This window comes from Embleya sp. NPDC008237 (assembly GCF_042956465.1).
GTDB lineage: Bacteria > Actinomycetota > Actinomycetes > Streptomycetales > Streptomycetaceae > Embleya.
Genome location: NZ_JBIBGL010000007.1, coordinates 46,526 through 70,184 on the forward strand (window position 1 = coordinate 46,526; position 23,659 = coordinate 70,184).

18 protein-coding genes and 1 pseudogene are annotated in these 23,659 nt (G+C 71.9%); 14 read left to right on the plus strand and 5 right to left on the minus strand.

Annotated elements, in window-relative coordinates:
- Nucleotides 1-11 precede the first annotated feature (11 nt).
- The 5 genes and pseudogenes from ACFZBU_RS19165 (at nucleotide 12) to ACFZBU_RS19185 (ending at nucleotide 4,468) form a co-directional block, all read left to right on the plus strand.
- Complete coding sequence (locus ACFZBU_RS19165; protein WP_391584792.1) at nucleotides 12-341, plus strand: urease subunit beta; 330 nt, start codon at nucleotides 12-14, stop codon at nucleotides 339-341.
- Entirely contained in the window at nucleotides 338-2,059 is a 1,722-nt protein-coding gene (locus tag ACFZBU_RS19170; RefSeq protein ID WP_391584793.1) for an urease subunit alpha, read from the plus strand. Before ACFZBU_RS19165 ends, ACFZBU_RS19170 begins: the two co-directional genes overlap by 4 nt.
- A gap of 126 nt (nucleotides 2,060-2,185) precedes the next feature.
- Nucleotides 2,186-2,875 (plus strand): urease accessory protein UreF, encoded by a 690-nt coding sequence (locus ACFZBU_RS19175; RefSeq protein ID WP_391584794.1) that lies wholly within the window; start codon nucleotides 2,186-2,188, stop codon nucleotides 2,873-2,875.
- Nucleotides 2,865-3,551, plus strand: a pseudogene (gene ureG / locus ACFZBU_RS19180) (urease accessory protein UreG); the annotation flags it as partial. The gene ACFZBU_RS19175 and the pseudogene ureG, both read left to right, overlap by 11 nt.
- A 113-nt stretch (nucleotides 3,552-3,664) precedes the next feature.
- Entirely contained in the window at nucleotides 3,665-4,468 is an 804-nt protein-coding gene (locus ACFZBU_RS19185; protein WP_391584795.1) for an urease accessory protein UreD, read from the plus strand.
- On the opposite strand, the gene ACFZBU_RS19190 is transcribed toward ACFZBU_RS19185, so the two are convergent.
- Complete coding sequence (locus ACFZBU_RS19190; protein WP_391584796.1) at nucleotides 4,384-5,919, minus strand: PQQ-binding-like beta-propeller repeat protein; 1,536 nt, start codon at nucleotides 5,917-5,919, stop codon at nucleotides 4,384-4,386. The two genes, ACFZBU_RS19185 and ACFZBU_RS19190, sit on opposite strands and share 85 nt — an antisense overlap.
- A 440-nt stretch (nucleotides 5,920-6,359) precedes the next feature.
- On the minus strand, nucleotides 6,360-7,526 hold the full coding sequence (locus ACFZBU_RS19195) for a Rieske 2Fe-2S domain-containing protein (protein ID WP_391584797.1): 1,167 nt from the start codon (nucleotides 7,524-7,526) through the stop codon (nucleotides 6,360-6,362).
- Nucleotides 7,527-7,689: 163 nt separating this feature from the next.
- On the opposite strand from ACFZBU_RS19195, the gene ACFZBU_RS19200 reads away from it, so the two are divergent.
- Nucleotides 7,690-8,694 (plus strand): alpha/beta hydrolase, encoded by a 1,005-nt coding sequence (locus ACFZBU_RS19200; RefSeq protein ID WP_391584798.1) that lies wholly within the window; start codon nucleotides 7,690-7,692, stop codon nucleotides 8,692-8,694.
- Nucleotides 8,695-8,800: 106 nt separating this feature from the next.
- On the opposite strand, the gene ACFZBU_RS19205 is transcribed toward ACFZBU_RS19200, so the two are convergent.
- Nucleotides 8,801-9,244, minus strand: a complete 444-nt coding sequence (locus tag ACFZBU_RS19205; protein WP_391584799.1) for an ATP-binding protein — start codon at nucleotides 9,242-9,244, stop codon at nucleotides 8,801-8,803.
- Between the two features lie 259 nt (nucleotides 9,245-9,503).
- Between ACFZBU_RS19205 and ACFZBU_RS19210 the strand changes: the two genes are divergently transcribed.
- From ACFZBU_RS19210 to ACFZBU_RS19220, 3 genes are all read left to right on the plus strand, one after another.
- On the plus strand, nucleotides 9,504-10,373 hold the full coding sequence (locus tag ACFZBU_RS19210) for a helix-turn-helix domain-containing protein (RefSeq protein WP_391584800.1): 870 nt from the start codon (nucleotides 9,504-9,506) through the stop codon (nucleotides 10,371-10,373).
- Nucleotides 10,370-10,639 carry a DUF397 domain-containing protein gene (locus tag ACFZBU_RS19215; protein WP_391584801.1) on the plus strand — a complete coding sequence of 90 codons (270 nt, stop codon included), beginning with the start codon at nucleotides 10,370-10,372 and terminating at the stop codon, nucleotides 10,637-10,639. The genes ACFZBU_RS19210 and ACFZBU_RS19215 overlap by 4 nt, the downstream gene beginning before the upstream one ends.
- A 273-nt stretch (nucleotides 10,640-10,912) precedes the next feature.
- Entirely contained in the window at nucleotides 10,913-14,098 is a 3,186-nt protein-coding gene (locus tag ACFZBU_RS19220; RefSeq protein WP_391584802.1) for a BTAD domain-containing putative transcriptional regulator, read from the plus strand.
- 72 nt (nucleotides 14,099-14,170) lie between these two features.
- Here the strand turns inward: ACFZBU_RS19220 and ACFZBU_RS19225 are convergent, their stop codons facing one another.
- A complete protein-coding gene (locus tag ACFZBU_RS19225; RefSeq protein ID WP_391584803.1) occupies nucleotides 14,171-15,013 on the minus strand; it encodes an ABC transporter permease in 843 nt (280 codons plus the stop codon).
- Between the two features lie 97 nt (nucleotides 15,014-15,110).
- Nucleotides 15,111-16,100: an ATP-binding cassette domain-containing protein gene (locus tag ACFZBU_RS19230; RefSeq protein WP_391584804.1), complete on the minus strand. Its 990-nt coding sequence runs from the start codon at nucleotides 16,098-16,100 to the stop codon at nucleotides 15,111-15,113.
- Between the two features lie 432 nt (nucleotides 16,101-16,532).
- On the opposite strand from ACFZBU_RS19230, the gene ACFZBU_RS19235 reads away from it, so the two are divergent.
- The 5 genes from ACFZBU_RS19235 to ACFZBU_RS19255 are packed head-to-tail and all read left to right on the plus strand — an operon-like array spanning nucleotide 16,533 to nucleotide 23,650.
- On the plus strand, nucleotides 16,533-17,843 hold the full coding sequence (locus ACFZBU_RS19235; protein ID WP_391584805.1) for a hypothetical protein: 1,311 nt from the start codon (nucleotides 16,533-16,535) through the stop codon (nucleotides 17,841-17,843).
- Entirely contained in the window at nucleotides 17,840-18,847 is a 1,008-nt protein-coding gene (locus ACFZBU_RS19240) for a glutamate ABC transporter substrate-binding protein (RefSeq protein WP_391584806.1), read from the plus strand. Before ACFZBU_RS19235 ends, ACFZBU_RS19240 begins: the two co-directional genes overlap by 4 nt.
- Nucleotides 18,844-20,118, plus strand: coding sequence for a hypothetical protein (locus tag ACFZBU_RS19245; protein WP_391584807.1), 1,275 nt, complete (start codon nucleotides 18,844-18,846; stop codon nucleotides 20,116-20,118). The genes ACFZBU_RS19240 and ACFZBU_RS19245 overlap by 4 nt, the downstream gene beginning before the upstream one ends.
- The gene (locus ACFZBU_RS19250) at nucleotides 20,115-22,397 is read left to right on the plus strand and encodes a tetratricopeptide repeat protein (RefSeq protein WP_391584808.1); all 2,283 of its coding nucleotides are present in this window, start codon (nucleotides 20,115-20,117) and stop codon (nucleotides 22,395-22,397) included. Before ACFZBU_RS19245 ends, ACFZBU_RS19250 begins: the two co-directional genes overlap by 4 nt.
- Nucleotides 22,388-23,650, plus strand: a complete 1,263-nt coding sequence (locus ACFZBU_RS19255) for a protein phosphatase 2C domain-containing protein (protein WP_391584809.1) — start codon at nucleotides 22,388-22,390, stop codon at nucleotides 23,648-23,650. The genes ACFZBU_RS19250 and ACFZBU_RS19255 overlap by 10 nt, the downstream gene beginning before the upstream one ends.
- Nucleotides 23,651-23,659 lie beyond the last annotated feature (9 nt).

Below are 23,659 nucleotides of genomic sequence, written 5' to 3' on the forward strand. Positions count from 1 at the left end.
GCAGGTCGCTCGTGGCCGTCGTACCCGGGGAGATTCTGTTGGGCGAGGAGGAGATCCCGCTCAATCCCGGGCGGGTGGTGTTGACGCTGGTGGTGGTGAACACCGGGGATCGGCCCGTTCAGGTGGGGTCGCATTTGCATTTCCCGGCGGCCAACGATGCGTTGGAGTTCGATCGGGCGGCGGCCCGGGGGCATCGGCTGCATGTACCGGCGGGGACGGCGGTGCGGTTCGAGCCGGGGGTGGGCCGTGAGGTGGAGTTGGTGCCGTTGGCCGGTGCGCGCGTGGTGCCGGGGCTTCGGGTCGGGCACGGGGGCGATCCGGACCGGGAGGGCGCGCGATGACCACCATCGATCGGCATCGGTATGCGCTGCTGTACGGGCCGACCACCGGGGATCGGATCAGGCTCGCGGACACCGAGCTGCTCGTCGAGGTCACCGAGGATCTGACCCGCCCGCACGGGGCGGCCGGGGACGAGGCGATCTTCGGTGGCGGCAAGGTGATTCGGGAGTCGATGGGGCAGTCGCCGCGCACCCGCGCCGAGGGCACCCCCGACACGGTGATCACCGGCGCGGTGATCCTGGACCACTGGGGGATCGTCAAGGCCGACATCGGTATCCGGGACGGGCGGATCCGTGGGATCGGCAAGGCCGGTAATCCGGACATCATGGACGGCGTGCATCCGGACCTGGTGATCGGGCCGTCGACCGAGATCATCGCGGGCAACGGACGCATCCTGACCGCCGGCGCCGTCGACTCTCACGTGCACCTGATCTCGCCGACCCAGTTTCCCGAGGCGTTGTCCGTCGGGGTGACCACGATGGTCGCCGGCGGTACCGGGCCGGCCGAGGGCAGCAAGGCGACCACCGTCACGCCCGGTGCGTGGCACCTGGCCCGGATGCTGGAGTCGCTGGACGAGGTGCCGATCAACTTCGTGCTCCTGGGCAAGGGCAACACCGTGTCCGAGGAGGCCATGTGGGAGCAGATCCGGGCCGGCGCCGGCGGTCTCAAGCTGCACGAGGACTGGGGCTCGACCCCGGCCGTGATCGACGCCGCGCTGCGGGTGGCGGACGCGGCCGGCATCCAGGTCGCGCTGCACAGCGACACGCTGAACGAGACCGGGTTCGTGGAGAGCACGTTGGCCGCGATCGGCGGGCGCACCATCCACGCGTACCACACCGAGGGCGCCGGCGGCGGACACGCGCCGGACATCATCACCGTGGCGGGCCTGCCCAACATCCTGCCCTCGTCCACCAATCCGACCCGGCCGCACACCGTCAACACGGTCGAGGAACACCTCGACATGCTGATGGTCTGCCACCACCTGAATCCGGCCGTCGCCGAGGACCTCGCCTTCGCCGAATCGCGGATCCGGCCCTCGACCATCGCCGCCGAGGACGTGCTGCACGACCTCGGTGCCATCTCGATGATCGGCTCGGACAGCCAGGCGATGGGCCGGGTCGGCGAGACCGTGCTGCGCACGTGGCAGACCGCGCACGTGAACAAGGTCCGGCGCGGTGCACTGCCCGGCGACGGGGCCGCGGACAACCTGCGGGCCCGGCGGTATGTGGCCAAGTACACGATCTGCCCGGCGGTCGCCCACGGCCTCGACGAGGAGGTCGGCTCGGTCGCCGTCGGCAAGCTCGCCGATCTGGTGCTGTGGGACCCGAAGTTCTTCGGTGTCCGGCCGCATCTGGTGGTCAAGGGCGGGGCGATCGCGTGGGCCGCGATGGGCGACGCGAACGCCTCCGTTCCGACGCCGCAACCGGTGCTGCCCAGGCCGATGTTCGGCGCGGCGGCGCGGACCGCCGCGGCCACCTCGGTGCACTTCGTGGCTCCGGCGGCGCTGGAGGACGGGCTCGCGGGACGGCTGAACATCGACCGCCGACTCGTGCCGACCGGTGACGTGCGGGGAAGGGGCAAGTCGGCCATGCCGCTCAATGACGCCATGCCGCACATCGAGGTCGATCCCGAGACGTTCTCGGTGCGCATCGACGGCGAGAAGGTGGTCGCGGCGCCGGCCGGAACCCTGCCGATGGCGCAACGTTATTTCCTGTTCTGATTGCGCATGAATGCTTCTTGACGGAGGGTCAGTGCAAGCTGACTCACCGTCAGGATGTAGAACTGTGACTGCGGTGACCGGCCAGGACCGACATCGACACGTTACGACCAGTAAGAGGTGGTACTCATGGGTGCTGGACTTCTCCTCCTCGGGGACTCCCGGCTGCCGGCCGGAGGCTACGCGCACTCGGGCGGCCTGGAGAACGCCGTCCTGCGGGGCGAGGTGCACGACCTCGACACACTCACCGAATTCCTGCTCGGCAAGCTCTACGGCACCGGCGCGGTGCAGGCGGCCTTCGCCGCCGTCGCCGCGCTGACCGCGGGCCCGTACACGATGCCCGAGGTCGCCCCCTGGGCCGAGCTCGACGCCGAACTCGACGCGCGGACCGCCTCCGCGCCCGCCCGGGCCGCCTCGCGCGCACAGGGCAGGTCGCTGCGCCGGGTGGCCAAGGCGGCCTGGCCCACCGAACCCTGGGCCGCGCTGGGCGTTTCGCCGCACCACGCGATAGTGCTCGGCGCCGCGGCCACCCGGGCCCGGCTCGACGAGCGCGAGGCGGCCGTGCTCGCCGCCACCAACGTGGTCAACGGGCCCGCCTCGGCGGCGGTCAAACTGCTGTCCTTCGACCCGATCTCGGTCACCGTGGTGCTCGCCGAAATGGCCGGGCACTGCGATCAGGTCGCCGCGGAGGCAGCCGACGCGGCACGCACCGTGTTCGCCGACGGGGACTGGGAGCGGTTGCCGTGCTGGTCCTCGGTCGGACTCGACGTCTGCGCCGAACTGCACGTCCACGAGGAGGTCGTCCACTTTGCATCTTGACCACAGCCCCGGCAACGGCGGTACCCGCACGCACACTTCGCCGGCGCCCGCCGTGCCCGGCTCGCGAGCGCTGCGGATCGGCATCGGCGGGCCGGTGGGATCCGGCAAGACGGCGCTGGTCGCCGCGCTGTGCCGGGTCCTCGCCGACCGCTTCTCGCTCGCGGTGGTCACCAACGACATCTACACCACCGAGGACGCCGACTTCCTGCGTGCCGCGGGGGTGTTGGCGGTCGACCGGATCGCCGCCGTGCAGACCGGTTGTTGCCCGCACACCGCCGTGCGCGACGACATCAGCGGCAACCTGGACGCGGTCGAGGACCTGGAGGCGGCACATCCGGACCTGGACCTGGTGATCATCGAATCCGGCGGCGACAACCTGACCATGACCTTCAGCCGAGGACTGGCCGACGTGCAGATGTTCGTCATCGACGTCTCCGGCGGCGACAAGGTCCCGCGCAAGGGCGGCCCCGGGGTGACCCGTTCCGACCTGCTGGTGATCAACAAGACCGACATCGCCCCGCAGATCGGCGCCGACCTGACGGTGATGGACCGCGACGCGGCCCGGATGCGGCCGGGCACCCCCGTGGCCTTCCTGTCGCTGCGCGAGAGCCCGGGCGCGGATGTGGTCGCCGCATGGGTGCTCGCCCAGATCGCCGCGTGGCAGGCCGGTACCGCGGTTCCGGTCGCGGGCTCGGCGCCGGCCTCGGACTCGGTCGCGGGCTCGACCCCGGCGACGGGCCCGGTCCCGGCCTCGGCCCCGCTCGCGCCGACCGTGGGATCGGCCGCCGGGTGAGGGCAACCGCCGTGGTCCGCGCGGAACTTCGGTACGGCCGTACGGTGTTGGCCGAGCTGCGCGGACAGGTGCCGCTGCTGCCGCGCGAGGTGTCCGCCCCGGGAGACACCGCCGAAGTGGTGTTCGTCGGCGGCGCGGCGGGACCGATCGGCGGCGACGATCTGATGCTGCGCGTCGAGGTGGGAGCCGGCGCGCGGCTGCGGGTGCGCACGGTCGCCGCGGCGGTGATCCTGATCGGCGACGGCACCCCGGCCCGGCAGCGGGTGGACCTGGTGATCGGCCCCGGCGGCCTGCTGGAGTGGCTGCCGGAGCCGGTCGTGGTGGCCGCGCGGGCCACCTTCCATACCCACGTACGGGCCGAACCGGCCTCGGACGCACGCCTGTTCGTCCAGGAGACGCTGGTCCTGGGACGTGCCGGCGAGCCCTGCGGCGACGTGCGCTCGCGCTGGGACGTGGTCGTGGGCGGGCGCCCGGTGCTGCGCCAGCAGAGCGCCTACGGACCCGCCGCGCACCCGGGCTGGCGCGGTCCGGCCGGCACCGCGGGCGGGACGGTGGTGGCCTCCCGGCTGACCCTGCCCGCCCCGCCCGACCGGCTGCCGAGCGCCCCCGGGCGCGCGGTGTGCGATCCGGCCGGCGGCGGCCGACTCGTGACCGTGACGGCGCGCGACGCGATGGCCGCTCGGCGCGCCCTGGCGGCGGCACCGATCCCGGCGGATCAGGTTTCCAGGGCGACCAGTTCGGAGCCGGCCGTGCCCAGCAACAGCACCTCGTCGGTGCCCGCGGGAGCCGCGGTCAGGTAGGTCGGCAGCGCGTGCGTCCAGTACCGCCGGCCCGACTCCGCGTCGAAGGCGTGCAGTTCGTCGGTGCCGCCGGCGTAGGCGGTGCCGTTCACCAGGGCCACCGGGCTGGGCACACTGGCGCCGGTGCTCTGTCGCCAGCGCTCCGCGCCGCTGTGTGCGTCCAGCGCGTACAGCGTGCCGACGTCGGTGGTGTAGACGATGTCCTGCGCCACCACCGGGGCGGTCAGGTCGGGCGTGCCGCGGAAGCGCCACACTATGTCGCCGGTTGCGCTGTTCAGCGCGACCAGGGTGAACCCGGTCACCACGTACACCAGGTCACGGATCACATGCGGTGGGCGGGTGATCGGCGAGGCGAGGTGGATCCTCCAGCGGGGCTCCTTGCGCTCGGGCGCGATCGCACTCACCGTGCCGTCGTTGTAGGTCAGGTACACCGCGTCGCCGGCGCCGTGTGCGAAGACCGCCGGCATCACCCCGCCGCGCGCCTGCGGCTCGGACCACTCCCATCGGTGCGCGCCCTGCGTCATGTCGAAGCCGAGTACCCGGTCGTCCCGGGTGCCGACCACCAGGGACGAGCCGAGCACGACCGGTGCGCCGAGGATCTGATCGCCGGCGTACTGCTGCCACCTGCGTTCGCCGCTGCCCGGGTCGAGCGCGCAGAGCTGCCCGGCCACACAGCCCAGGTACACGGCGGTCCCGGAGACCACCGGCTCGGACCACACCATCGATTCGGTGCGCGCGGTCCACAGCGCGACCCCGGTCTCGGTGCCCAGCGCCATGACCACGTTCTCCGTGGTCGTGCAGTACGCGACGTTGTCGAAGACCTGAAGCGTGGTCACCCGACCCTCCACCGCACGCCGCCACCGCGCCTTGGGTCGGGGCCGACCCCGGTCGGCGAACCGGGCGAAGGCGACGCCGGCCGAGGTCACCGTCGCCGCGGTGACCGCGAACCCGCCCGCGATCAGCAACCGGCGCCGGGTCAGCCCGCGACCGGTCGGCGGATCCTCGGCGCGGACCGCCTGCGGCACGTCGGCGGCCTCCTCGACGGGGGCGGCCGGCGGCACCAGGACCATCGCCCTCGGGGTCAACACCCGATCGACGTCCACCGCGGTCGGGCGCTGCCCCGGGTCGGGGTCGAGGCAGCGCCGGAGCAGCGGGCTCAACTCGGCGGAGGGCGTGCCGCCGCCGGCGAGGGTGATCAGCGTGCCGAACGCGTACACGTCCTCCGAGGGATCGCCGCCGCCTTCCGCGTCGGTGCGGCCGGCGAAACCGGTCACCCGCGGCCCGTACGGGGTGATCAGCACCTGGTCCGGGCCCAGCCGACCGTGCACGAGTCCGATCGCGTGCACTCGGGCGAGGGCGTCGGCGATTCCCGCCGCGACCTCGCGCAGCGGCCCCTCCGCAAGCGGGCCGTCGTGGTCGAGCACCTCACCGAGCGTCCGCACTCCGGGCATCGCCCACGCCCTTCCGGGACCTGTCGACGTGCTTGCTGGAGAGCAGAGTAGGACCTGGGCGGCGGCACGGATAGAGCGCGGAAATACGATCCGGAAACGGTTCCTCCGGGCGATGCGGGAGGGATGTCCGAGGCGTCCGGGACGGCCGCGGCGGTGCCCGGACACGGCCTTCGGCCCGGCCCGGGGCCACACCGGGCGGAACGGACCCGGGTCCACGCCGGTGCGCGACCGGCTCGGTCACCGGGCCGGACCGGACCCGGACGGGGCGGACGCGACGGGACCCGGACAAGGAGCGCGACCGGATCCGGGCAAAGAAAAGGAGGCGCCCGGCCAAAGGCGCCTCCTTCGCGAACCGCACAGCGTTTCGCGAGCAGGACGATCATAACCCGGCTGCGGACCGGACCCGCCCGCCCCGCCGTCCGCGGCCGCCGGCGGGGCGCTCAGTACCCCGCCGAGGCGAGTGCCTCGTCCCACACCCGGTGCCAGTGCGCGACCGCCGACTCGCCCATGCCCGCGACCATGCTCGGCAGACCCGCGTCGAAGCCGCGCTGACACGACTCGGCGCCGGGGAAGTCCTCGGTCACCAGCACCCGCTTGTTGGTCTCGTGGTTGGCCCGGGCCATGGCGATGCTGCTCTCGTCCAGCGGCTCCCAGGTGCCCTCGGTCATGTGGACGATCGAGCGGTTCGGCCGGTCGCCCGGGTAGATCCGCAACATCGTGGTGCTCAGTGGGCTCTCGATCAGCACGGTGGACGGCAGCACGGTCTGCACGTTGACCATCGGCAGCCGCGCGGGCCAGGACTCCTCGGGCACCTCGGCGAGTTGCTCGAAACCCACGATCGGGACGGCGAACCGGGTGTGCGGGCCCCACGTGTCGACGATGCCGTGGTTGAGCACGATGCCGTTGATCGTCGCGGTGTGCAGGAACGGCACGTGGTACGCCTCGACGTTGATGTCGACCGAGAGCTTCCAGTTGCAGGCCAGGTCGAACCGTTCGCTGACCACCGCACGCGTGCGGTGGTACGGGAAACCCGCGTAGGCGTCCTCCAGTTCGTCCAGCGCGCCGGCGACCTCGACGTCCGGGCGCAACCCGACCACGACCAGGCCGGCGGACAGCGCGACCGGCAGCGCGCGCAGGCCGAACTTCGCCGGGTCGATGCCCGGGAACTGCGGACGCGAGGGCAGTCCGGTCAGTTCGCCGTCATTGCCGAAGGTCCAGCCGTGATAGCCGCAGCGGAAACGTTGCGCGCTGCCACAGCCCGTGCCGGACAGGCCCGCTGTCTCCGGGGCGTCCCGGCTGACCCGCATGCCCCGGTGCGTGCACGCGTCCAGGAACGCGTGCAGTTCGCCGTCCCGGTCCCGGGTCACCAGGACCGGTACGCCGTCCACGTCGCGCGCGATGAAGTCGCCCGGCTCGGCCACCTCGCCGGCCCATCCGATCACCTGCGGGGTGCGGCGGAACAGCACCTCGCGCTCGTGGGCATGCCGTTGCGGATCGGTGAAGCACGAGCCGTCCAGGACGGCGGGCGCCGTGCCCAGGTCGAGCGTGCGGTTGGTGATGTGCTCGATGATGCGTCGCCCGGTGGCGACCACGTCCTGGTGCTTCAAGGAGTGACTCCGATGTCTGGGAGATGTCCGGAATGGGGAGATTCAGTACTCCGACCACGTCTCTGTTACACCGTTACATTGTTGGCCGGGGTCGATACCCCGTCAATGACCCGCGGGGCGATGTGGTCTCATCAGTGGGCAATCGCACGTGGAGGTCAGCACCATGCCCGGCCGGGTCGAGAACGTTGGCTATGACATCGCGGGCATGACCCTGTCGGGTCTGCTCGCCCGCCCCGAACCCGGCGTACGCGTGCGCGGACTGCTGCTCGCGATCCACGGCGGCGGCTCGCGCGCCGCCTACTGGCACCGCGACGGCGCGGCCGAGGGCTCGCTGCTCCTGCTGGGCGCGGCGCTCGGTTGGACGGTCCTGGCGATCGACCGACCCGGCTACGGCGCGTCCGTGGGCCTGGCCCGGGAGCGACAGGGTCTGGACGCGCAGGCGGACGTGCTGTTCGCGCTGCTCGACGAACTCGGCGAGGCCGCGGTCGGGGCCGAGCCGGACGGGTCGGGTCCGCTGCCGGTCTTCCTCGCGGCGCACTCGATGGGCGCGCTCGTGGCGTTGCGGATGGCGGCCGACAAGCGCGGCCGGGACCTGCTCGGGGTCGCGGTCGGCGGTGCGCCGCTGCGGTACACCCCCGAGCGGCTGGCCGAGTTCGCCACGGTCCCCACCGAGGGTGCGTTCGTGCCGTCGGCGGGCGGCGGCACGCCGGACACCTTCTTCGGGCCGGCCGGCTCCTACGATCCGGCCCTGCTCACCAGGGCCGGCCGGGTGGCGGCCCCGGTGCCGATGGCCGAGTTCGTCGACGTGCGACAGAGCCCGTACACCCTGCCCGGGGTGTTGGCGCGGGTGGTGTCGCCGGTGCACTGGACCGTGGCGGAGTTCGAGAGATCCCAACCGGCCGGTCCCGAAGTGCCGGCCGAGGCACGCGAGTTGCTCGTCGGCGCGCGGTGGGTGGAGACCCATGTGCAACGCGGTGTCGGGCACAACATCAGCCTGCATCACGCCGCACGCGCCTATCACCTGCGCGTGCTGGCCTTCGCCGAGGAATGCCTGCTCGCGGAGGCCGCGGACGCCGGCGCGCACGGAGGCGAGCCGCACGGAAGCGGCCCGGACGGAACCGGTCCGACCTCCGCCGGTTCGGCGGCGGCCCGGCCGTCCGGCGGCTGACGGACCGCCGGGCCGCGGGTGGCGCGGAGTTCGGGCACCCGATGTCGCCGTGCGCGGGGTCCGGTCACCCGGCGTGGTTCGCACGAAGGCGGTCACACGAAGGCGCTCACACCGCGTCGCTCACCCGGAGTCGTTCGCAGCGGGTCGGGCACACGGTGTCCGGCAGGGTGAACCAGACCACCTTGCCCGGCGGGAGACGATCGGCACCCCACGCGTGCGCCAGGCCCTCGATCATCCGCAGGCCCCGCCCCGACTCCTCGTCCCACTCGCCGACCCGGGCGACCGGCATGCGCGGTGACGAGTCGCGCACCTCCACCCGCAGCAGGTCGCCGTCGTGCAGCAGGGTCAGCGCGTGCCAGGCCCCGGGCCCGACGTGGACGAGCACGTTGGTCAGCAGTTCGGTCAGCAGTACCTCCGCGACGTCGACCAACTCGGCCAGGCCCCAGTCGTGCAGGACCTTGCCGGTGGCCCGGCGGACTCGGCCGACCCCCAGGGTCGAGGCGGCGAGCTGAACGCAATAGTGACGGACGTCCTCCGCCATCACCGGCATGTCGACCTCCGGACGTGCGGCAGGGGGTCGCACGATCCGGGGCATGCACCCAGAGCGACCCGTGGACAACAGTAAGTCATGGCCGGCATGGAGCGTGCCCGGTCCTGAATGAGTGTGCAACTCCCACTCTTGGACCGACGGGAAGTTTCCGGTAGTAACCACACTTCCACCCGCAGTAGGGCACACTGTCCCCCGATCGGACGCGCCGACGTTCCGGTTCGGTGCGTGAACAGCGTGTAAGTGGAGGTGCGGCGTGGCCATGGCGCCCAATCCGACCGTTCGGCAGCGCAGGCTCGGGACCGAGCTGCGCCGGTTGCGCGAAGCGCGCGGCCTGAGCCTCGAAGATGTCGCCGTGCGCCTGGAGTGCTCGGATTCCAAGGTCAGTCGGATCGAATTGGGCCGCAGCGGGGTACGACCGGTGGACCTGCGGATCCTGCTGGATCTGTACCGGGTCGAGGACGAGCAGGAGCGGGATTCGCTGCTCACCCTGGCGCGCGAGGCCAAGAAGCGCGGCTGGTGGCACAGCTATTCGTCGATCCTGCCCAGCTCCTACGCCGAACTGCTCAGCCTGGAGGCCGAGGCCTCGGGTATGCGCGGATTCGAACTCTCGCTCATTCCCGGCCTGTTGCAGACGCCGGACTACGTCCGGGCGGTGATCGCCGCGGTCCGCGAGGACATGTCCGCCGAGCAGGTGGACATGCTGGTCCGGGTCCGGCAGGAGCGGCAGGCGGTGCTGGATCGGGTCGGGCCGCACGGCGAGGCCACGTTCCGGCTCACCGTGGTGATCTCGGAGTCCGTGCTGCGCACCGTGGTGGGCGGCCGGGAGACGATGCGGGCCCAGCTGGAGCACCTGATGGCCGCCGCCGCCCGGCCGCACGTGCGGCTGCAGATCCTCCCGTTCTCGGCGGGCGCACACCCCGCGATCGAGGGTTCATTCGCGATCATCGGATTCCCCGCGCTTTCCGATCTGGATGTGGTCGTACTCGACACGCATACGAGTAGCCTCTATCTGGAGGAGCCCGAACACGTCAGTGTCTATGAGCGTTTGTTTGAGGACATCCGCGCTTCGGCGCTGTCGTACGGTGAATCCTTGTCCATGATCGAGCTCGCAGCAAAGGAATTGTCTTGAGCAACACAAACCCGGGTGCGCATTTCCGGTTCGATTCCCCGAGGATCACCGCAGATTCCCAAGAAGACCTCAAAGCCGCAGGTCACAGCGCTTTCGCCGGCCACGCTTGGCGGCGGAGCACTTACAGTGGCGCCACCAGCAATTGCGTCGAGACGGCCCCCGTCGCGAGTGCGGTCCTGGTGCGCGACTCGAAAGTTGCCGCCGGTCCGGTGCTCCAGATGGAAGCCGGTGCGTGGCAGACCTTTATCGGTGGGATCGGCGCCTGAGTCGAGTCCGTTCCGATACCGAACGGTTGATTGTTCGCGCTCCTCACTCCCAAGAGTGGGAATCAATCCCACGAAAGAGTGAATTCTCCCGATGATCGTCCCGGGTTCCCGTGCCCCGGGGCGCTCCCAAAGCGCAACTCTCCGTCGCCGACCCCCTACTTCACTCCGTGCGCTGCTGCGGCTCGCTCCGGCAGCGCATCGGGGTGGAAGAGTGGTGGGGTGCAGATCTCGGTGCTTGGCCCACTCCAGGCGTGGGACGACGAAGGTCGATCCGTGACGATCGGCGGCGCGCGACTGCGTGCGCTGCTGATCCGGCTTGCGCTGGACCCCGGCAGGCCGGTCTCCGCGGATCGGCTGATCGCGGCCGTGTGGGGCGACGAGCCACCCGCGGGGGCGGGCAATGCGTTGCAGTCGTTGATCTCCCGGCTGCGCCGGCAGTTGCCCGTCGAACTCGACTCGGGACCGGCCGGCTACCTGCTCCGCATCCGGCCCGAGGACGTGGACGCGCACGTGTTCGGCACGCTCGCCGTCCGCGGTCGTCGGCAGCTGGGCGAGCGCGACCCGGCGGGCGCCGCCGAGACCCTGGGCCGTGCGCTCGCGCTGTGGCGGGGCCCGGCGCTGGCCGACGCCGCCGACGCCTCGTTCGCGATCGGTCCCGCCGCCCGGCTGGCCGAGCAGCGGCTCGGCGCGATCGAGGACCGGGCCCAGGCTCAACTGACGCTCGGCCGCAGCCGGGGCCTGGCCGCCGAGCTGGAACAGCTGACCCGGGAGCACCCGCTGCGCGAGCGGTTGTCCGCACTGCTGATCCGCACGCTGCACGAAGAGGGCCGCCGGGCCGATGCGCTGACGCTTTATCAGGACCTGCGCGAGCGGCTTGCGGACGAACTGGGTATCGACCCCTCGCCGGAGCTGGAGGCCGCCTACCTCGCGGTGCTGCGCGGCGGCGATCCGCGCCCGGCGACCCCGGCCGCGCCGTCCGCCGACCGGGTCTCGGCCGCCACCCGCCCGGCGCCGGGCAACCTGCCCGCGCGGCTGACCACCTTCGTCGGGCGCGAGGACGAGGTGGTCCGGGTCGACCGACTGCTCGACGAGTCGCGCCTGGTCACCGTGGTGGGTCCGGGCGGGGCGGGCAAGACCCGGCTGAGCACCGAGACCGGCGCCCGGATCGCGGCTCGTGGCGAAGGCGTGGACGGCGGCGTCTGGTTCGTCGAACTCGCGCCCGTACTCGACCCGTTGGATCTCCCGCAGGCGGTGCTGACCGCACTCGGGCGGCGTGAGGTGGGACTGCTGGACACGCACGTGCCCGGCTCCGGTCGGGACATCGTGGACCGGATCGTCGAACTGCTCGCCGGTCGACCCAGCGTGTTGATCCTGGACAACTGCGAGCACCTGATCGCCGCCGCGGCGGCCCTCGCCGGCCGGTTGCTCGCCCGCACGCCCGCCCTGCGGATCCTGGCCACCAGCCGCGAACCGCTGGGCATCGACGGCGAGATGTTGTGCCCGCTGGGCCCACTCGCGCTGCCGCCGGTGGGCGTCGGCGCGGCCGAGGGCATGGCCTACGCGTCGGTGCGGTTGTTCGCCGATCGAGCCCGCGCGGTCCGCCCGGGCCTGGTGATCGACGCCGACACGATCGGCGCGGTCGCCGAGATCTGCCGGCGTCTGGACGGACAACCGCTCGCCATCGAACTCGCCGCCGCCCGCACCCGCTCGCTCACCCCCACCCAGATCGCCTGCCGGCTGGACGACCGGTTCCGGTTGCTGACCGGCGGGAGTCGGACCGCGCTGCCGCGACACCAGACACTGCGCGCGGTCGTGGAGTGGAGCTGGGACCTGCTGGAAAAGCGTGAGCGGGTCGCGCTGCGCAGGCTGTCGGTGTTTGCCGGCGGCACCACGCTGGAGGCCGCCGAGGCGGTGCTGCCCGGGGTGGACTTCGCCGCGGCCGACGTGCTGGACCTGCTGGCCGGACTGGTGGACAAGTCGCTGGTGGACGTGATCGGCACCACCGAGACCCGCTACCGGTTGCTGGAGACGATCCAGGCGTATGCGAGCGAGCGGCTGGCCGACGCGGGCGAGACGCAGGCGACCGCCGGCCGGCACGCGCAGTGGTTCACCCGCTACGCGGAGGAGGCGGACGCCCGGCTGCGCGGGCCCGGGCAGATCGACGCGATCAACCGGCTCGCCGCCGAGCACGACAACCTGGCGGTGGTGCTGCGCTACGCGGTGGACCACAAGGACGCGGAACTGGCGGTCCGGCTGATCGACGCGCTGTCCTGGTTCTGGGCGATGCGCGGCAACCACGGCGAGGCACAGGCGTGGGGCCACGAGGGCCTCGCGATTCCCGGCCCCGTGCCGCTGGACAAGCTCGCCGGCGCGCTCGCCTTCCACGCGCTGCACTCCTTCTCGGCCGGCGAACGATGGGACGCCGTCCGCGCCTACGCCCGGGCTCGGCTGATCATCCGGCGACTGGGCGCAAATGTGAAGCCGGTGCTGCCGGTGTTCGTCGAGATGCTGGCCGCGGTGGTGCGTCAGGACAACGCGGCACTGAGCGAGTCGCTGATCGAGGCCGACGCGCTCGGCGACGAGTGGACCCAGGCGATGGCCCGGCTGATGCGCGGGCATTTCGCGGTCAATCTCGGTCACCCGGAGGAAGCGGTCAGCTTCCTGACCGACGCCCGGGACCGCTTCAACGCCATGGGTGACCGCTGGGGACGCGCCTCCGCGATCTCGGGACTGGCCGAACTGTTGATGTTCATCTCCGACTTCGACGGCGCGTTGGCCGCCGTGGACGAGGCGCTGGAACTGTTGCGCGAGCTTCAGGCGGAGGACGAGATCCCGCAACTCATGCTCCGGCGGGGCATGATCCACGCCCGGGCCGGCGACATCGACCGCGCCCGGCAGGTGATGGTCGATCTCAACCAGCGCGTCGAGACGCACGTGACGCCGTTGTCGCACCTGTTCGGCGAACTCGGGCTCGGCGAACTGGCGCGCTTCGTCGGCGATTTCGACGAGGCCGAACGCCGCTACGAGAGCGCTTTCGCGGCGTTGCCGAATGCGCGGCTGCTGCCCCCGCAGCTGACCGGAAGCCTGCACATCGGCCGCGCGCACGTCGCGTGTGGGCGCGGTGACCTCGATACCGCCCGGTTGCACTTCGAGGCGGCGGTCCCGTACGCGATGGAGGGTCAGGACATGCCGGTGCTCGGCTTGTGTGTCGAGGGCTTCGCCGCACTGGCCCTGGCCGTCGGCGAGTTCGAACGCGCGGCGATATTGCTGGGCGCGGCGCAGGTGGTGCGCGGCCACCCCGATCTGGGCGACATCGACGCCGACCGGGTCCGTCGCGAACTCGAAACGCAGATGGGCGCCGAGGAGTTCGCCCGGGTCAGGGCGATCGGCTCGGCGTTGAGCCTGGCCGAGGCGATCGAGCTGATCAAGCCGGAACCGCCCGCGGCCCCGACACCGTGAGGTGCCGGGGCGGTCCGGGCGACTTGCGAGCGGGCGACCCGAAGCCCGCTCGACGCGGGCGGGCATCGGGCGTCAGACCCGGCGGTTGTACTGCCGCAGGGTCAGCGGGATGAAGACCAGCATCAGAGCGAACGCCCAGATCACCGCCACGGTCGCGTGATGGGCCACCGGCCCGCCGGTGAGCAGCCCGCGCGAGGCGTTGGTCACCTCGGTGATCGGGTTGACCTTGACCCACGCCTGCAGCCACCCCGGCATCGTCGAGGTCTTGGCGAACAGGTTCGAGCCGAAGGTCAGCGGAAACATCATCAGGAACGAGACGCCCTGTACGCTGCGCGGCTGCTTCATGGTCACTCCGAGCAGCGCCACGACCCAGCAGAAGGCGAACGCGAACAGCAGCACCAGACCGACCGCGGCGGCCACCGCGAACACGTTGGTCTGGAATCGGAAGCCGATGATCGTGCCGAACACGAACACCGACCCGACGGCCACCAGGAAACGCAGCACGTCACCGAGCACGGTGCCGGCAAGCGGTGCGATCCGCGATATCGGCAGACTGCGGAAACGGTCGAACACACCCGTGGACATGTCGGTGCACAGGCCGACGCCGGTGCCCACCGAGGCGAACACCACGGTCTGCACCAGGACGCCCGGCAGCACGAACTGCAGGTAGTCGTGCGTGCTGCCCTCGATCGCACCGCCGAAGAGGTACACGAACATCACGAGGAACAGGATGGGCTGAAGCGTCAGGTCGATCAGTTGTTCGCCCTGCTTCTTCAATTTCACCAGGCTGCGCCAGGTGAGGGTGAGCGTGTGCCGCACCAGCGCGCTCGCGTCGTTGCGGTGCGGCACGTGAGCGGCCGGGCCGGGCTTGCGCGTGGGCGTGCCCTCGGTGGGACGGACGGTGGTGGTGGTCATCGGGAGGCTCCTAGGACGAGGGCCAGGTGGGAGATGGTCAGCAGGAGGACGGCGAGCAGCGGCAGCACCCGGGTGCCGTACAGATCCGGGAGGTCGTTCATGCCGCCTTCTTCCGGTCGGCCGACCCTTCGTCGCGCTCGGTCGAATCCTGGCTGCGGTGCCCGGTGACGGTCATGAACACCTCGTCCAGGCTGGGCAGGCGCAGCGCGAACTCGGTGGCCCGGATACCCGCCTCGTCGAGTCGGCGGACCACGATCGGCAACAGGTCCTCGTCCGAGACCGCCACGGTGACCTGACCGCGCTCGCTCTCCACGATCGGCTCCCGACCGGTGAGTTCGCGCAGCAACGCGACCACATCGGGCGTTCGGGCCGGGTCGGCCGGACGGACCTCCAGACTCTGACCGCCGACCTGGGCCTTGAGCTGGTCCGAGGTGCCTTGTGCGATCACCCGGCCGTGGTCGATCACCACGATGTCGCTCGCCAGATGATCGGCCTCGTCCAGATACTGCGTGGTCAGCAGCACGGTCACGCCCTCGTCGCGGACCAGCTCGCGCACCATCTGCCACACGTCGCCCCGACTGCGCGGGTCGAGTCCGGTGGTCGGCTCGTCCAGGTAGAGGAACGCGGGACGTCCGACGAGCGAGGCGGCCAGGTCGAGGCGACGACGCATACCGCCCGAATAGGTGTCCGGTGTCCGGCCGCCGGCCTCGGTCAGCTCGAAGCGGGCGAGCAATTCGCGGGCCCGCGCCTTCGCTTCGCCGCGGGACAGGTTCAACAGCCGGCCGAGCAGGAGCAGATTCTCGAAACCGGTCATCTCCTCGTCCACCGACGCGTACTGCCCGGTCAACCCGATCAGCCCGCGCACCTCGTGCGCCTGCCGGACCGTGTCGAACCCACCCACCCGGGCGACGCCCGCGTCCGGCGTGATCAACGTGGCCAGCGCGCGGACCATGGTGGTCTTGCCCGCACCGTTGGGGCCCAGCAGGCCCAGCACGGTACCGGTCTCGGCCTGTAGATCGACCCCGGCCAACGCGGTGGTCGTGCCGTACCGCTTGACCAGGCCCTCGGTCTCGATCGCGTAAGTCATCGGGTTGCTCCCCGTCGGGTGTTCGTCGTCGGCGGCGACGTCTGTTCGTCGTCCGTTGCACATCAGCCTCGATCCACCCGCTGATATCCCGCGCACACCCGGCCGGCACCGCCGGCACCGAACTGACACGGTGCCGCGACCGTCCCGGGCCCGGGCAGCGGTAATGTCCTGGCCCGAGGGTCCTTGCGGGGAGAACGAGGGAAGACCATCGGGAGCCGCCACACGCTCGCGATAACTTCGGGGTAGGGCCGTTCGCCGGGCACATCGACGGTCGGCGGACGTGGGTCGGGGGACCGACAAGGGGCACACGCGACAGGTGGGGGAGGCAGAGCGTTGGCGGCAGCCGTTCCGATTTCGCAGGCACCGGGCCCGGGAGTGCCCGCACGGGGCACAGGCCGTTCGAACGGGCTGTTTCGATCCCGGAACATATCCGTGCGCCGACTCGTGCGGGTCGGTGGCACGACCCCGGGCCTGATGCTCACCACCGGCGTGGTGCTGGTGCTGATCAGTTTGCTGGCGGGCCTGTTCGCGGTGCTGGCGGTGGGGCAGCGCGCGGACGCGGCCAAGGCGGTGGCCACCGGCAGCGAACCGCTCGGCGTCAAGACCCAGGAGATCTATGGGGCCCTCGCCGATGCCGACGCGACCGCCGCGGCCGGGCTGCTCGAAGGCGGCGTCGAGTCGGCGGACGTGCGGCGGCGCTACCAGCAGGCGATCGACACCGCGTCGAGCACCCTGATCCAGGCGACCGCCGCGGGTGCCTCCGGCAAGGTGGCCGAACAACTCACCGTGATCGGTGTGCAATTGCCCGAGTACGCCCGGCTGGTCGAGCGCGCCCGCGCCGAGACCCGGCAGGGCAACACGGTCGGCGCCGCGTACCTGCGCTCCGCCTCCAAGAACGTGATGCGCGCCAAGATCCTGCCCGCCGCCACCGCGCTGCACGAGATGGCCGAGAAGCGCCTGGCCGACGACCACCGCGACGCCGCCTCGACCCCGTGGGTGCCGCTGGCCCTGCTCCTGGTCAGCCTGGCGTCCTTCGGCGCCGCCCTGTGGTTCTTCGCGCGGCGCACGCACCGCCGGATCAACATCGGCCTGGCGATCGCCGGTCTGGCCACGCTGGTGTCCATCGGGTGGTTGTGGGTGGGCACCGACTCCTCGCGCAGCGACCTCGACCGCAGCCGCAGCGACGGATGGGGACCGGTCGAGACGCTCGCCCAGGCCCGCTTCCTGGCCCTGCAGGCACACGGCGACGAGAGCCTGACCCTGGTCATGCGCGGCAGCGACAACGGTCAGTACGAGGACGACTTCAAGGACGTGTTCGGTCGGCTGGCCGGCGTCCCGGCCGACAACGGTCGACCCGCGGTGGTCGGCATGTTGGCCCTGGCCGAGCGGGCCGCCGCCGCGGACCCGGTCACCCGGGAGCGGGTCAAGGCCGCGCAGGCCGCCGCCGGCGACTGGAGGAAGGCCCACGCGGACGTCGCCACCCTCTACAAGAACGGCGAGTTCGAGCAGGCCGTCGCCCGGGTGACCAAGGCCGACGGCGCCTCGGGGGTGGCCTTCACCCGGATCGACGAGGCGTTGCGCGCCGCGGTCGCCAAGGACCAGAAGGACTTCGAGAACTCGGTGGCCTCGGGCCGCGATGCGCTGCACAACCTCGACGTCGGCCTGGGCGTCCTGGCACTGCTCGCCGCCGCCGCGACCGTGGACGGAGTCCGTCGTGAGGTCGGGAGGTACAACCGGCCATGACCATCCGCATCGCGCTGCCCGCAGCGGTATGCGCCCTCGCACTGACCGTCGCCGGCTGCGCCGCCGGGGTGGGCGAGCAGAGCACCCGGCAGCCGGTCCGACCCGCCGCCGCGCCACCGGCGCCCCGGGCGGCCCCCGGTCCCGATCAGTCCTGCCCGAACGTCACCGCGAGCCTGCGCCCGAACGGCGCCCTGCCGGCGCCGACCGCGTTGCCCGCCGGCAGCACCATGGACACGCTCCGCAGGCGCGGCTTCCTGATCGCCGGCATCGACCAGAGCAGCTTCCCGTTCGGCTTCGTGGACCCGCGGACCAACGCGCTCCGCGGCTTCGACATCGACCTGCTGCGCGAGGTGGCCAAGGCGATCTTCGGCGACGCCGGCCCCAACCGGATCCAGTTCCGGGTCGTGCGCAACGAGGACCGCACGATCGCGATCGCGCGCGGCGACGTGGACATCATCGCCGAGACCATGACGATCAACTGTCAGCGCCGGCAGAGCGTGGAGTTCTCCTCGGTCTACTTCACGGCCGGCCAGCGGTTGTTGGTGCAACGGGACGGCGTCGCCGACCGCGCCGACTACGCCGGCGGCCTGGCGGCGCTGCCGCGCGGCATGCGGGTGTGCTCGGTGCCCGGTTCCACCTCGATCGGCCTGCTGCGTGCCGAGGCGCCGCAGACGAAGGTGGTCGAGAGCGACACGTGGGCGGGCTGTCTGGTGCTGCTCCAACAGGGCCAGGCGGACGCGATCACCACCGACGACACGATCCTGGCCGGCCTGCAGGCGCAGGATCGCATCTTCACCGTCGTGGTCGGGCCCAACCTCACGCTCGAGCCGTACGGCATGGCGATCGCCAAGGACCGTGCCGACTTCGTCCGATTCGTCAACGCGGTGCTGGAGCGGCTGCGCCAGAACGGCCGGTGGAAGCAGCTGTACCGGGACTACCTGGGCGACTCACTGTCGTCCGAGGTGCCCGAGCCTCCTCCCGCCGCATATCGGGACAGCGCGTGAACCGAGCCCCCCGCGTGCTCGGCCGCGACGAGATCGACGAACTGACGGCTCGTCACGAGGCCGAGTACGACGGGATCACCGCCGGCCTGATGGAGTTGGAGAACCACCCGGGCCGACAACTCCTGGAAGGCGCCACGCTGACCGGACGCACCGCCGAGCAGTGGGAGGGCGGCCGTCGGGCGATCTCGCTGCTGTGGGGACACCGCGAGGCGTACGGCGCGGTCCTGGACCGGGTGCGCGGGCTGCGCGGGCGCCGGAGCAAGCCGCAGCGGGCCGAGTTGGAGGAGCTCTCCTTCCTGCTGCTGGGACAGTCCGCCGAACTGGCCGCGCGGGACGTGCCGATCGGCCGACGAGGGCTGACCGATCCGGCGATGCACGTGCGCCGGATGAGCCTGGCCGAGCTGGTCGTGGACATGGCACCGGCGTGGAGCGAGGTGACCGCGATCGTCGAGGCCGCCGACGCGGTGTGGACGCGCCTGGTGCCCACGCTGGACCGGGTGGACGCGGGCATCGATGCCGCCGAGGCCCGGATCGCCGAACTCGGCGGCCCGGACGCGGTGCCCGAACAGACCGCCGCGTTGGACCGGATCCGCCGCCTGCTGGAAACGGCCCGTACCCTGGTGGCGGGCGATCCGCTGGCGCTGACCGCCGGGGACGAGCGTCGGATCGGCACCGTGGACGTGCCCGCCGTCGAGGCGGAGCTGAGCCGGGTCACCGACGCGGTGCGGCACCTGCTCGTCGTCCGCGGCCGCTTCGACGAGCGTATCCGCCGACTCGCGGCAGTGCTGGACGAGTTGACCTACCAGGAGGGCGACACCATCCGACGGCGTGCACACGTCCTGGGTCGGATCAGCGACAAGCGGGTGCCCGAGGTACCGCTGCGGGCGGCCACGCTGAAGGAACGGTTGGCCGCGGTCACCGTGCTCGGCGGCGAGGGCGACTGGGTACGCGTCTCGCGCGAGCTGAGCACCCTGGAGAACGACGCCGAGGGCGCCAGGGACCGACTGGCGGCCACGCGCGGGCACATCGAGGCGCCGCTTGCCCGGCGCGACGAACTGCGCGGCCTGGTGCAGTCCTACCGGGCGATGGCCGCGCGCGGCGGACACGGCGAGGAAGCCGTGCTGGAGTCGCTGTACAGCCACGCCAAGGAGTTGTTGTGGCGAGCACCGTGTGAACTAGAGGTGGCGGTACGGGTGGTGACCCGCTATCAGGAGGCGGTGATCGCCGCGCACCGCAAGGATCGTGCGGACGACAAGGGGGAACAGAGATGACCAAGTGCAATCGTCCGCCTTGCCCGGGCGAGATCGACGACGGGTACTGCACCGAATGCGGCCAGGAGCCGCTCGGTGCCGGCGCCCCGGTGCCGGCCGCGTCCGAGCCGCACCGGAGCGGCCGATCCGGTGTGTCCGGTACGGCGGGCACCGCGGGCTCCTCGTCCGCGCGCAGCGCCTCCGGGCGCAGCTCGCGCCGCTCCGGCAGCACCGGCACCAGCCGGCGACTCGGCGGCGGTCTGGTCGAGATGCCGAACGTGCCGCGCCGCAACCCGGAGACCGCGCTCGCCCGCAATCCGGTGATCCCCGAGGAGAAGCGCTTCTGCCGCAAGTGCGACCAGCCGGTCGGACGCGGTCGCGGCGGCCGGCCCGGTGTCGCGAACGGGTTCTGCCCGCGCGACCGGACACCGTTCTCGTTCGCGCCCAAGCTCCAGCGCGACGACATGGTCGGCCAGTACCGGATCATCGGCTGTCTCGCCCGCGGCGGCTTCGGCTGGGTCTACCTCGCACAGGACACCGCCGCGCACAACATGTGGGTCGTGCTCAAGGGCCTGCTCGGCAGCGACGATGCCGACTCGCGCGCCGCGGCCCTGGCCGAGCAGCGCATCCTCACCCAGATCCAGCACGCCAACATCGTGCACATCCAGACCGTCGTGCAGCACCCGGACCCGCTCACCGGCCAGGACGAGACCTACCTGGTGATGGAGTACGTCGGCGGCCTGTCGCTGATGGACCGGCTCAAGTCGATGCGCGAAAGCGACCCCAAGGCCGTACTGCCCGTCGAGCAGGTGCTGGCCTACGCCATCGACATCCTGCCCGCGTTCGGCTACCTGCACCAACAGAACCTGGTCTACTGCGACTTCAAGCCGGACAACGTGATCCAGACCGAGGACCAGCTCAAGCTGATCGACCTCGGCGCGGTGACCGACCTGGCCCGGCCGGGCAAGTTCACCTACGGCACGGTCGGCTACCAGGCACCCGAGATCGAGACCGTACGGGCCGAACCCTCGGTGGAATCGGACCTGTTCACGATCGGCCGCACGATGGCGGTGCTCAGCTTCTACTTCGCCGGGTACACCCGCAAGTACAAGGCCGCCCTGCCGCCCCCGTCCGAGGTGCCGCTGTTCACCGAATTCGAGTCGTACCACCGGCTGTTGCTGCGTGCCACGCACCCCGATCCGAGTCTGCGCTTCGCCTCCGCGGCGGACATGGCCGAACAGTGCGTCGCGGTGCTGCGCGAGGTGGTGGCGATCCGCACCGGCGAACCGCGACCGGGGGTGTCCGGCCTGTTCGGCCCGGAGACCCGGGTCGTGCACGCCGAGGTGGCCGCCCGCAACACCGAACCGGGCCTGCTGGCACCCGCGCCCGATCCGGCGGTGATCGCCGGCGCGCTGCCGGTGCCCCGGGTGGACGCCGCCGACCCGGCCGCCAACCTGCTGGCCACCGTCGCCACCACCGACCCCGACGAACTGCTCTCCGCGCTCACCGCCGCGGGCATTTCCTCGCCGGAGGGCACGCTGCGGCTGGTCCGGATGTGCATCGAACAGGGCGACGTGGTGCGCGCCCGGGCGTTCCTCGCCGACCTGGACGCCGACGACTGGCGGCTGCCCTGGTTCGAGGGCCTGGCCGCCCTGTCGGAGCACGACCTCGACCGCGCCCACGAGTGCTTCGACGGGGTGCGCGGCGCGCTGCCCGGCGAGCCCGCGCCGCGGATCGCGCTCGGCGCGTGCCGCGAGTTGATGGGCCGGCACAACGAGGCCGCCGCCGAGTATCGCGGTGTGTGGGCCACCGACCGCGCCTACGTCGCGGCGGCCTTCGGACTGGCCCGGTGCCAACTGGCCACCGGCGACCGGGCGGGCGCGGTGCGCACCCTGGAGACCGTGCCGGACACCTCGGCCAACCATGTCGCGGCGCAGACCGCGGCGCTGCGCACCCGGATCAGCGGGCGCGGCGCGGGCGAGGCGTTGGGCCCCGACCTGACCGCGGCCTCCGATCGGCTCGGCGCGCTGCGCCTGGAGGGGGAGGCGCACGATCGACTCGCCGTCGAACTCCTGGAGACGGCGCTGGAGTGGGTCAAGGCGGGCTCGACGGGTGGGAATTCGGGCACCGGGGACCTGGGTGGAACCGCCAAGGTGCTCGGCAGCGAGTTGAAGGAAAAGCCTCTGCGGTTCGCCCTGGAAAAGTGTTACCGCGATCTGGCCCGGCATGTGACGACGCATGCGGAGCGCATCGCGCTCGTCGACCGGGCGAACGAGGTGCGACCGTGGACGTGGGTGTGATCAGAGTGGCTGGATATGGACGACTGGACGCGACCGGGCCCGGAGGCGCCCCGGACGGGAGCGAGATCGCCCCGCCCGAGCCGCCGACGGCCGCGGGCGCGGCGTGTCCGTCGTGTGGACTCGCCGGTGACGCGGACGACCGGTACTGCGAGTCCTGTGGTTACGACCTGGACATCCCGGTGCCGCCGGTGGCCGAACGCCCGCCGCCGCGGCGGGTCGTGGCGCCCAGTGGGCACGGCCCGGTGTGTTCCGCGTGCGGCACCGCCACGATCGGCTCGGACGGGTGGTGCGACGCGTGCGGGCGGCCGTTCAACCCGCGCGATCACGTGGAGAGCGACCTGGGCGGCCTGGTGGCCATGGTCAGCAACCGTGGCCTGCGGCACCGCCGCAACGAGGACTCCGCCGCGCTGCGGGTGTTGCGGATGCCGGACGGCAGCGACCATGTGGTCGCGGTGGTGTGCGACGGGGTGTCCTCCTCGCCGCGACCCGACGAGGCGTCCGCGACCGCGGCCGAGACCGCGTGCGCGACGATGGCCGCCACCTTGATCGAGGGGTGCGCACCGGCCAAGGCGACCAGCGCGGGGGTGGCCGCCGCCGCGAGCGCGGTGGCCCGGATGCCCGGCGCCGAGGACGGGGGCAACGCGCCCGCGTGCACCCTGGTCTCGGCGATCATGACACCCGGTGAGATCACCGTGGGCTGGGTCGGCGACAGCCGCGCCTACTGGCTGGCCGACCCGGCAGGCGGGGCGGACGACCCCGCGGACGGCGACGACACGCTGCCCGGTGCGAGCACGCTGCCTCGTGGGGCGGTCGGCGAGCCGTACGAGCCCGACGAGGGCGCGGACGCGGTCCGGCGCACCCCCTCCGCGCTGCTGACCGAGGACGACTCCTGGGCGACCCGGATGATCGCACTCGGCGCGATGACCGAAGCCGAGGCGTACGCGGACCGGCGTGCGCACGCGATCGTGTCCTGGCTGGGCGCCGACGCGGGCGAGGTGCGGCCCAGGGTGACCAGCCTGCGGCCGACCGGGCCCGGGGCCCTGCTGTTGTGCAGCGACGGATTGTGGAACTACCTCTCGGTCGCGCCGACGCTGGCGGCGATGGTGCTGCCGGGCGCGCTCGAGCAGCCGTTGGCCGCCGCGCGTCTGCTCACCGGCTTCGCGCTCGACCACGGTGGCGCGGACAACATCACCGTCGCGCTGATCCCGTTCAACCCGCCCGGGGATCCGGTGCGCGGACCCGACCACGACTGACCCGGAAAC

What these genes read in the sequence shown, in the direction of transcription:
- ACFZBU_RS19170 (WP_391584793.1), top strand. Translation starts at nt 338, where the DNA reads ATGACCACCATCGATCGGCATCGGTATGCGCTGCTGTACGGGCCGACC.
- ACFZBU_RS19175 (WP_391584794.1), top strand. Translation starts at nt 2,186, where the DNA reads ATGGGTGCTGGACTTCTCCTCCTCGGGGACTCCCGGCTGCCGGCCGGA.
- ACFZBU_RS19190 (WP_391584796.1), bottom strand. Translation starts at nt 5,919, where the DNA reads ATGCCCGGAGTGCGGACGCTCGGTGAGGTGCTCGACCACGACGGCCCG.
- ACFZBU_RS19200 (WP_391584798.1), top strand. Translation starts at nt 7,690, where the DNA reads ATGCCCGGCCGGGTCGAGAACGTTGGCTATGACATCGCGGGCATGACC.
- ACFZBU_RS19205 (WP_391584799.1), bottom strand. Translation starts at nt 9,244, where the DNA reads ATGCCGGTGATGGCGGAGGACGTCCGTCACTATTGCGTTCAGCTCGCC.
- ACFZBU_RS19210 (WP_391584800.1), top strand. Translation starts at nt 9,504, where the DNA reads ATGGCGCCCAATCCGACCGTTCGGCAGCGCAGGCTCGGGACCGAGCTG.
- ACFZBU_RS19225 (WP_391584803.1), bottom strand. Translation starts at nt 15,013, where the DNA reads ATGACCACCACCACCGTCCGTCCCACCGAGGGCACGCCCACGCGCAAG.
- ACFZBU_RS19230 (WP_391584804.1), bottom strand. Translation starts at nt 16,100, where the DNA reads ATGACTTACGCGATCGAGACCGAGGGCCTGGTCAAGCGGTACGGCACG.
- ACFZBU_RS19240 (WP_391584806.1), top strand. Translation starts at nt 17,840, where the DNA reads ATGACCATCCGCATCGCGCTGCCCGCAGCGGTATGCGCCCTCGCACTG.
- ACFZBU_RS19250 (WP_391584808.1), top strand. Translation starts at nt 20,115, where the DNA reads ATGACCAAGTGCAATCGTCCGCCTTGCCCGGGCGAGATCGACGACGGG.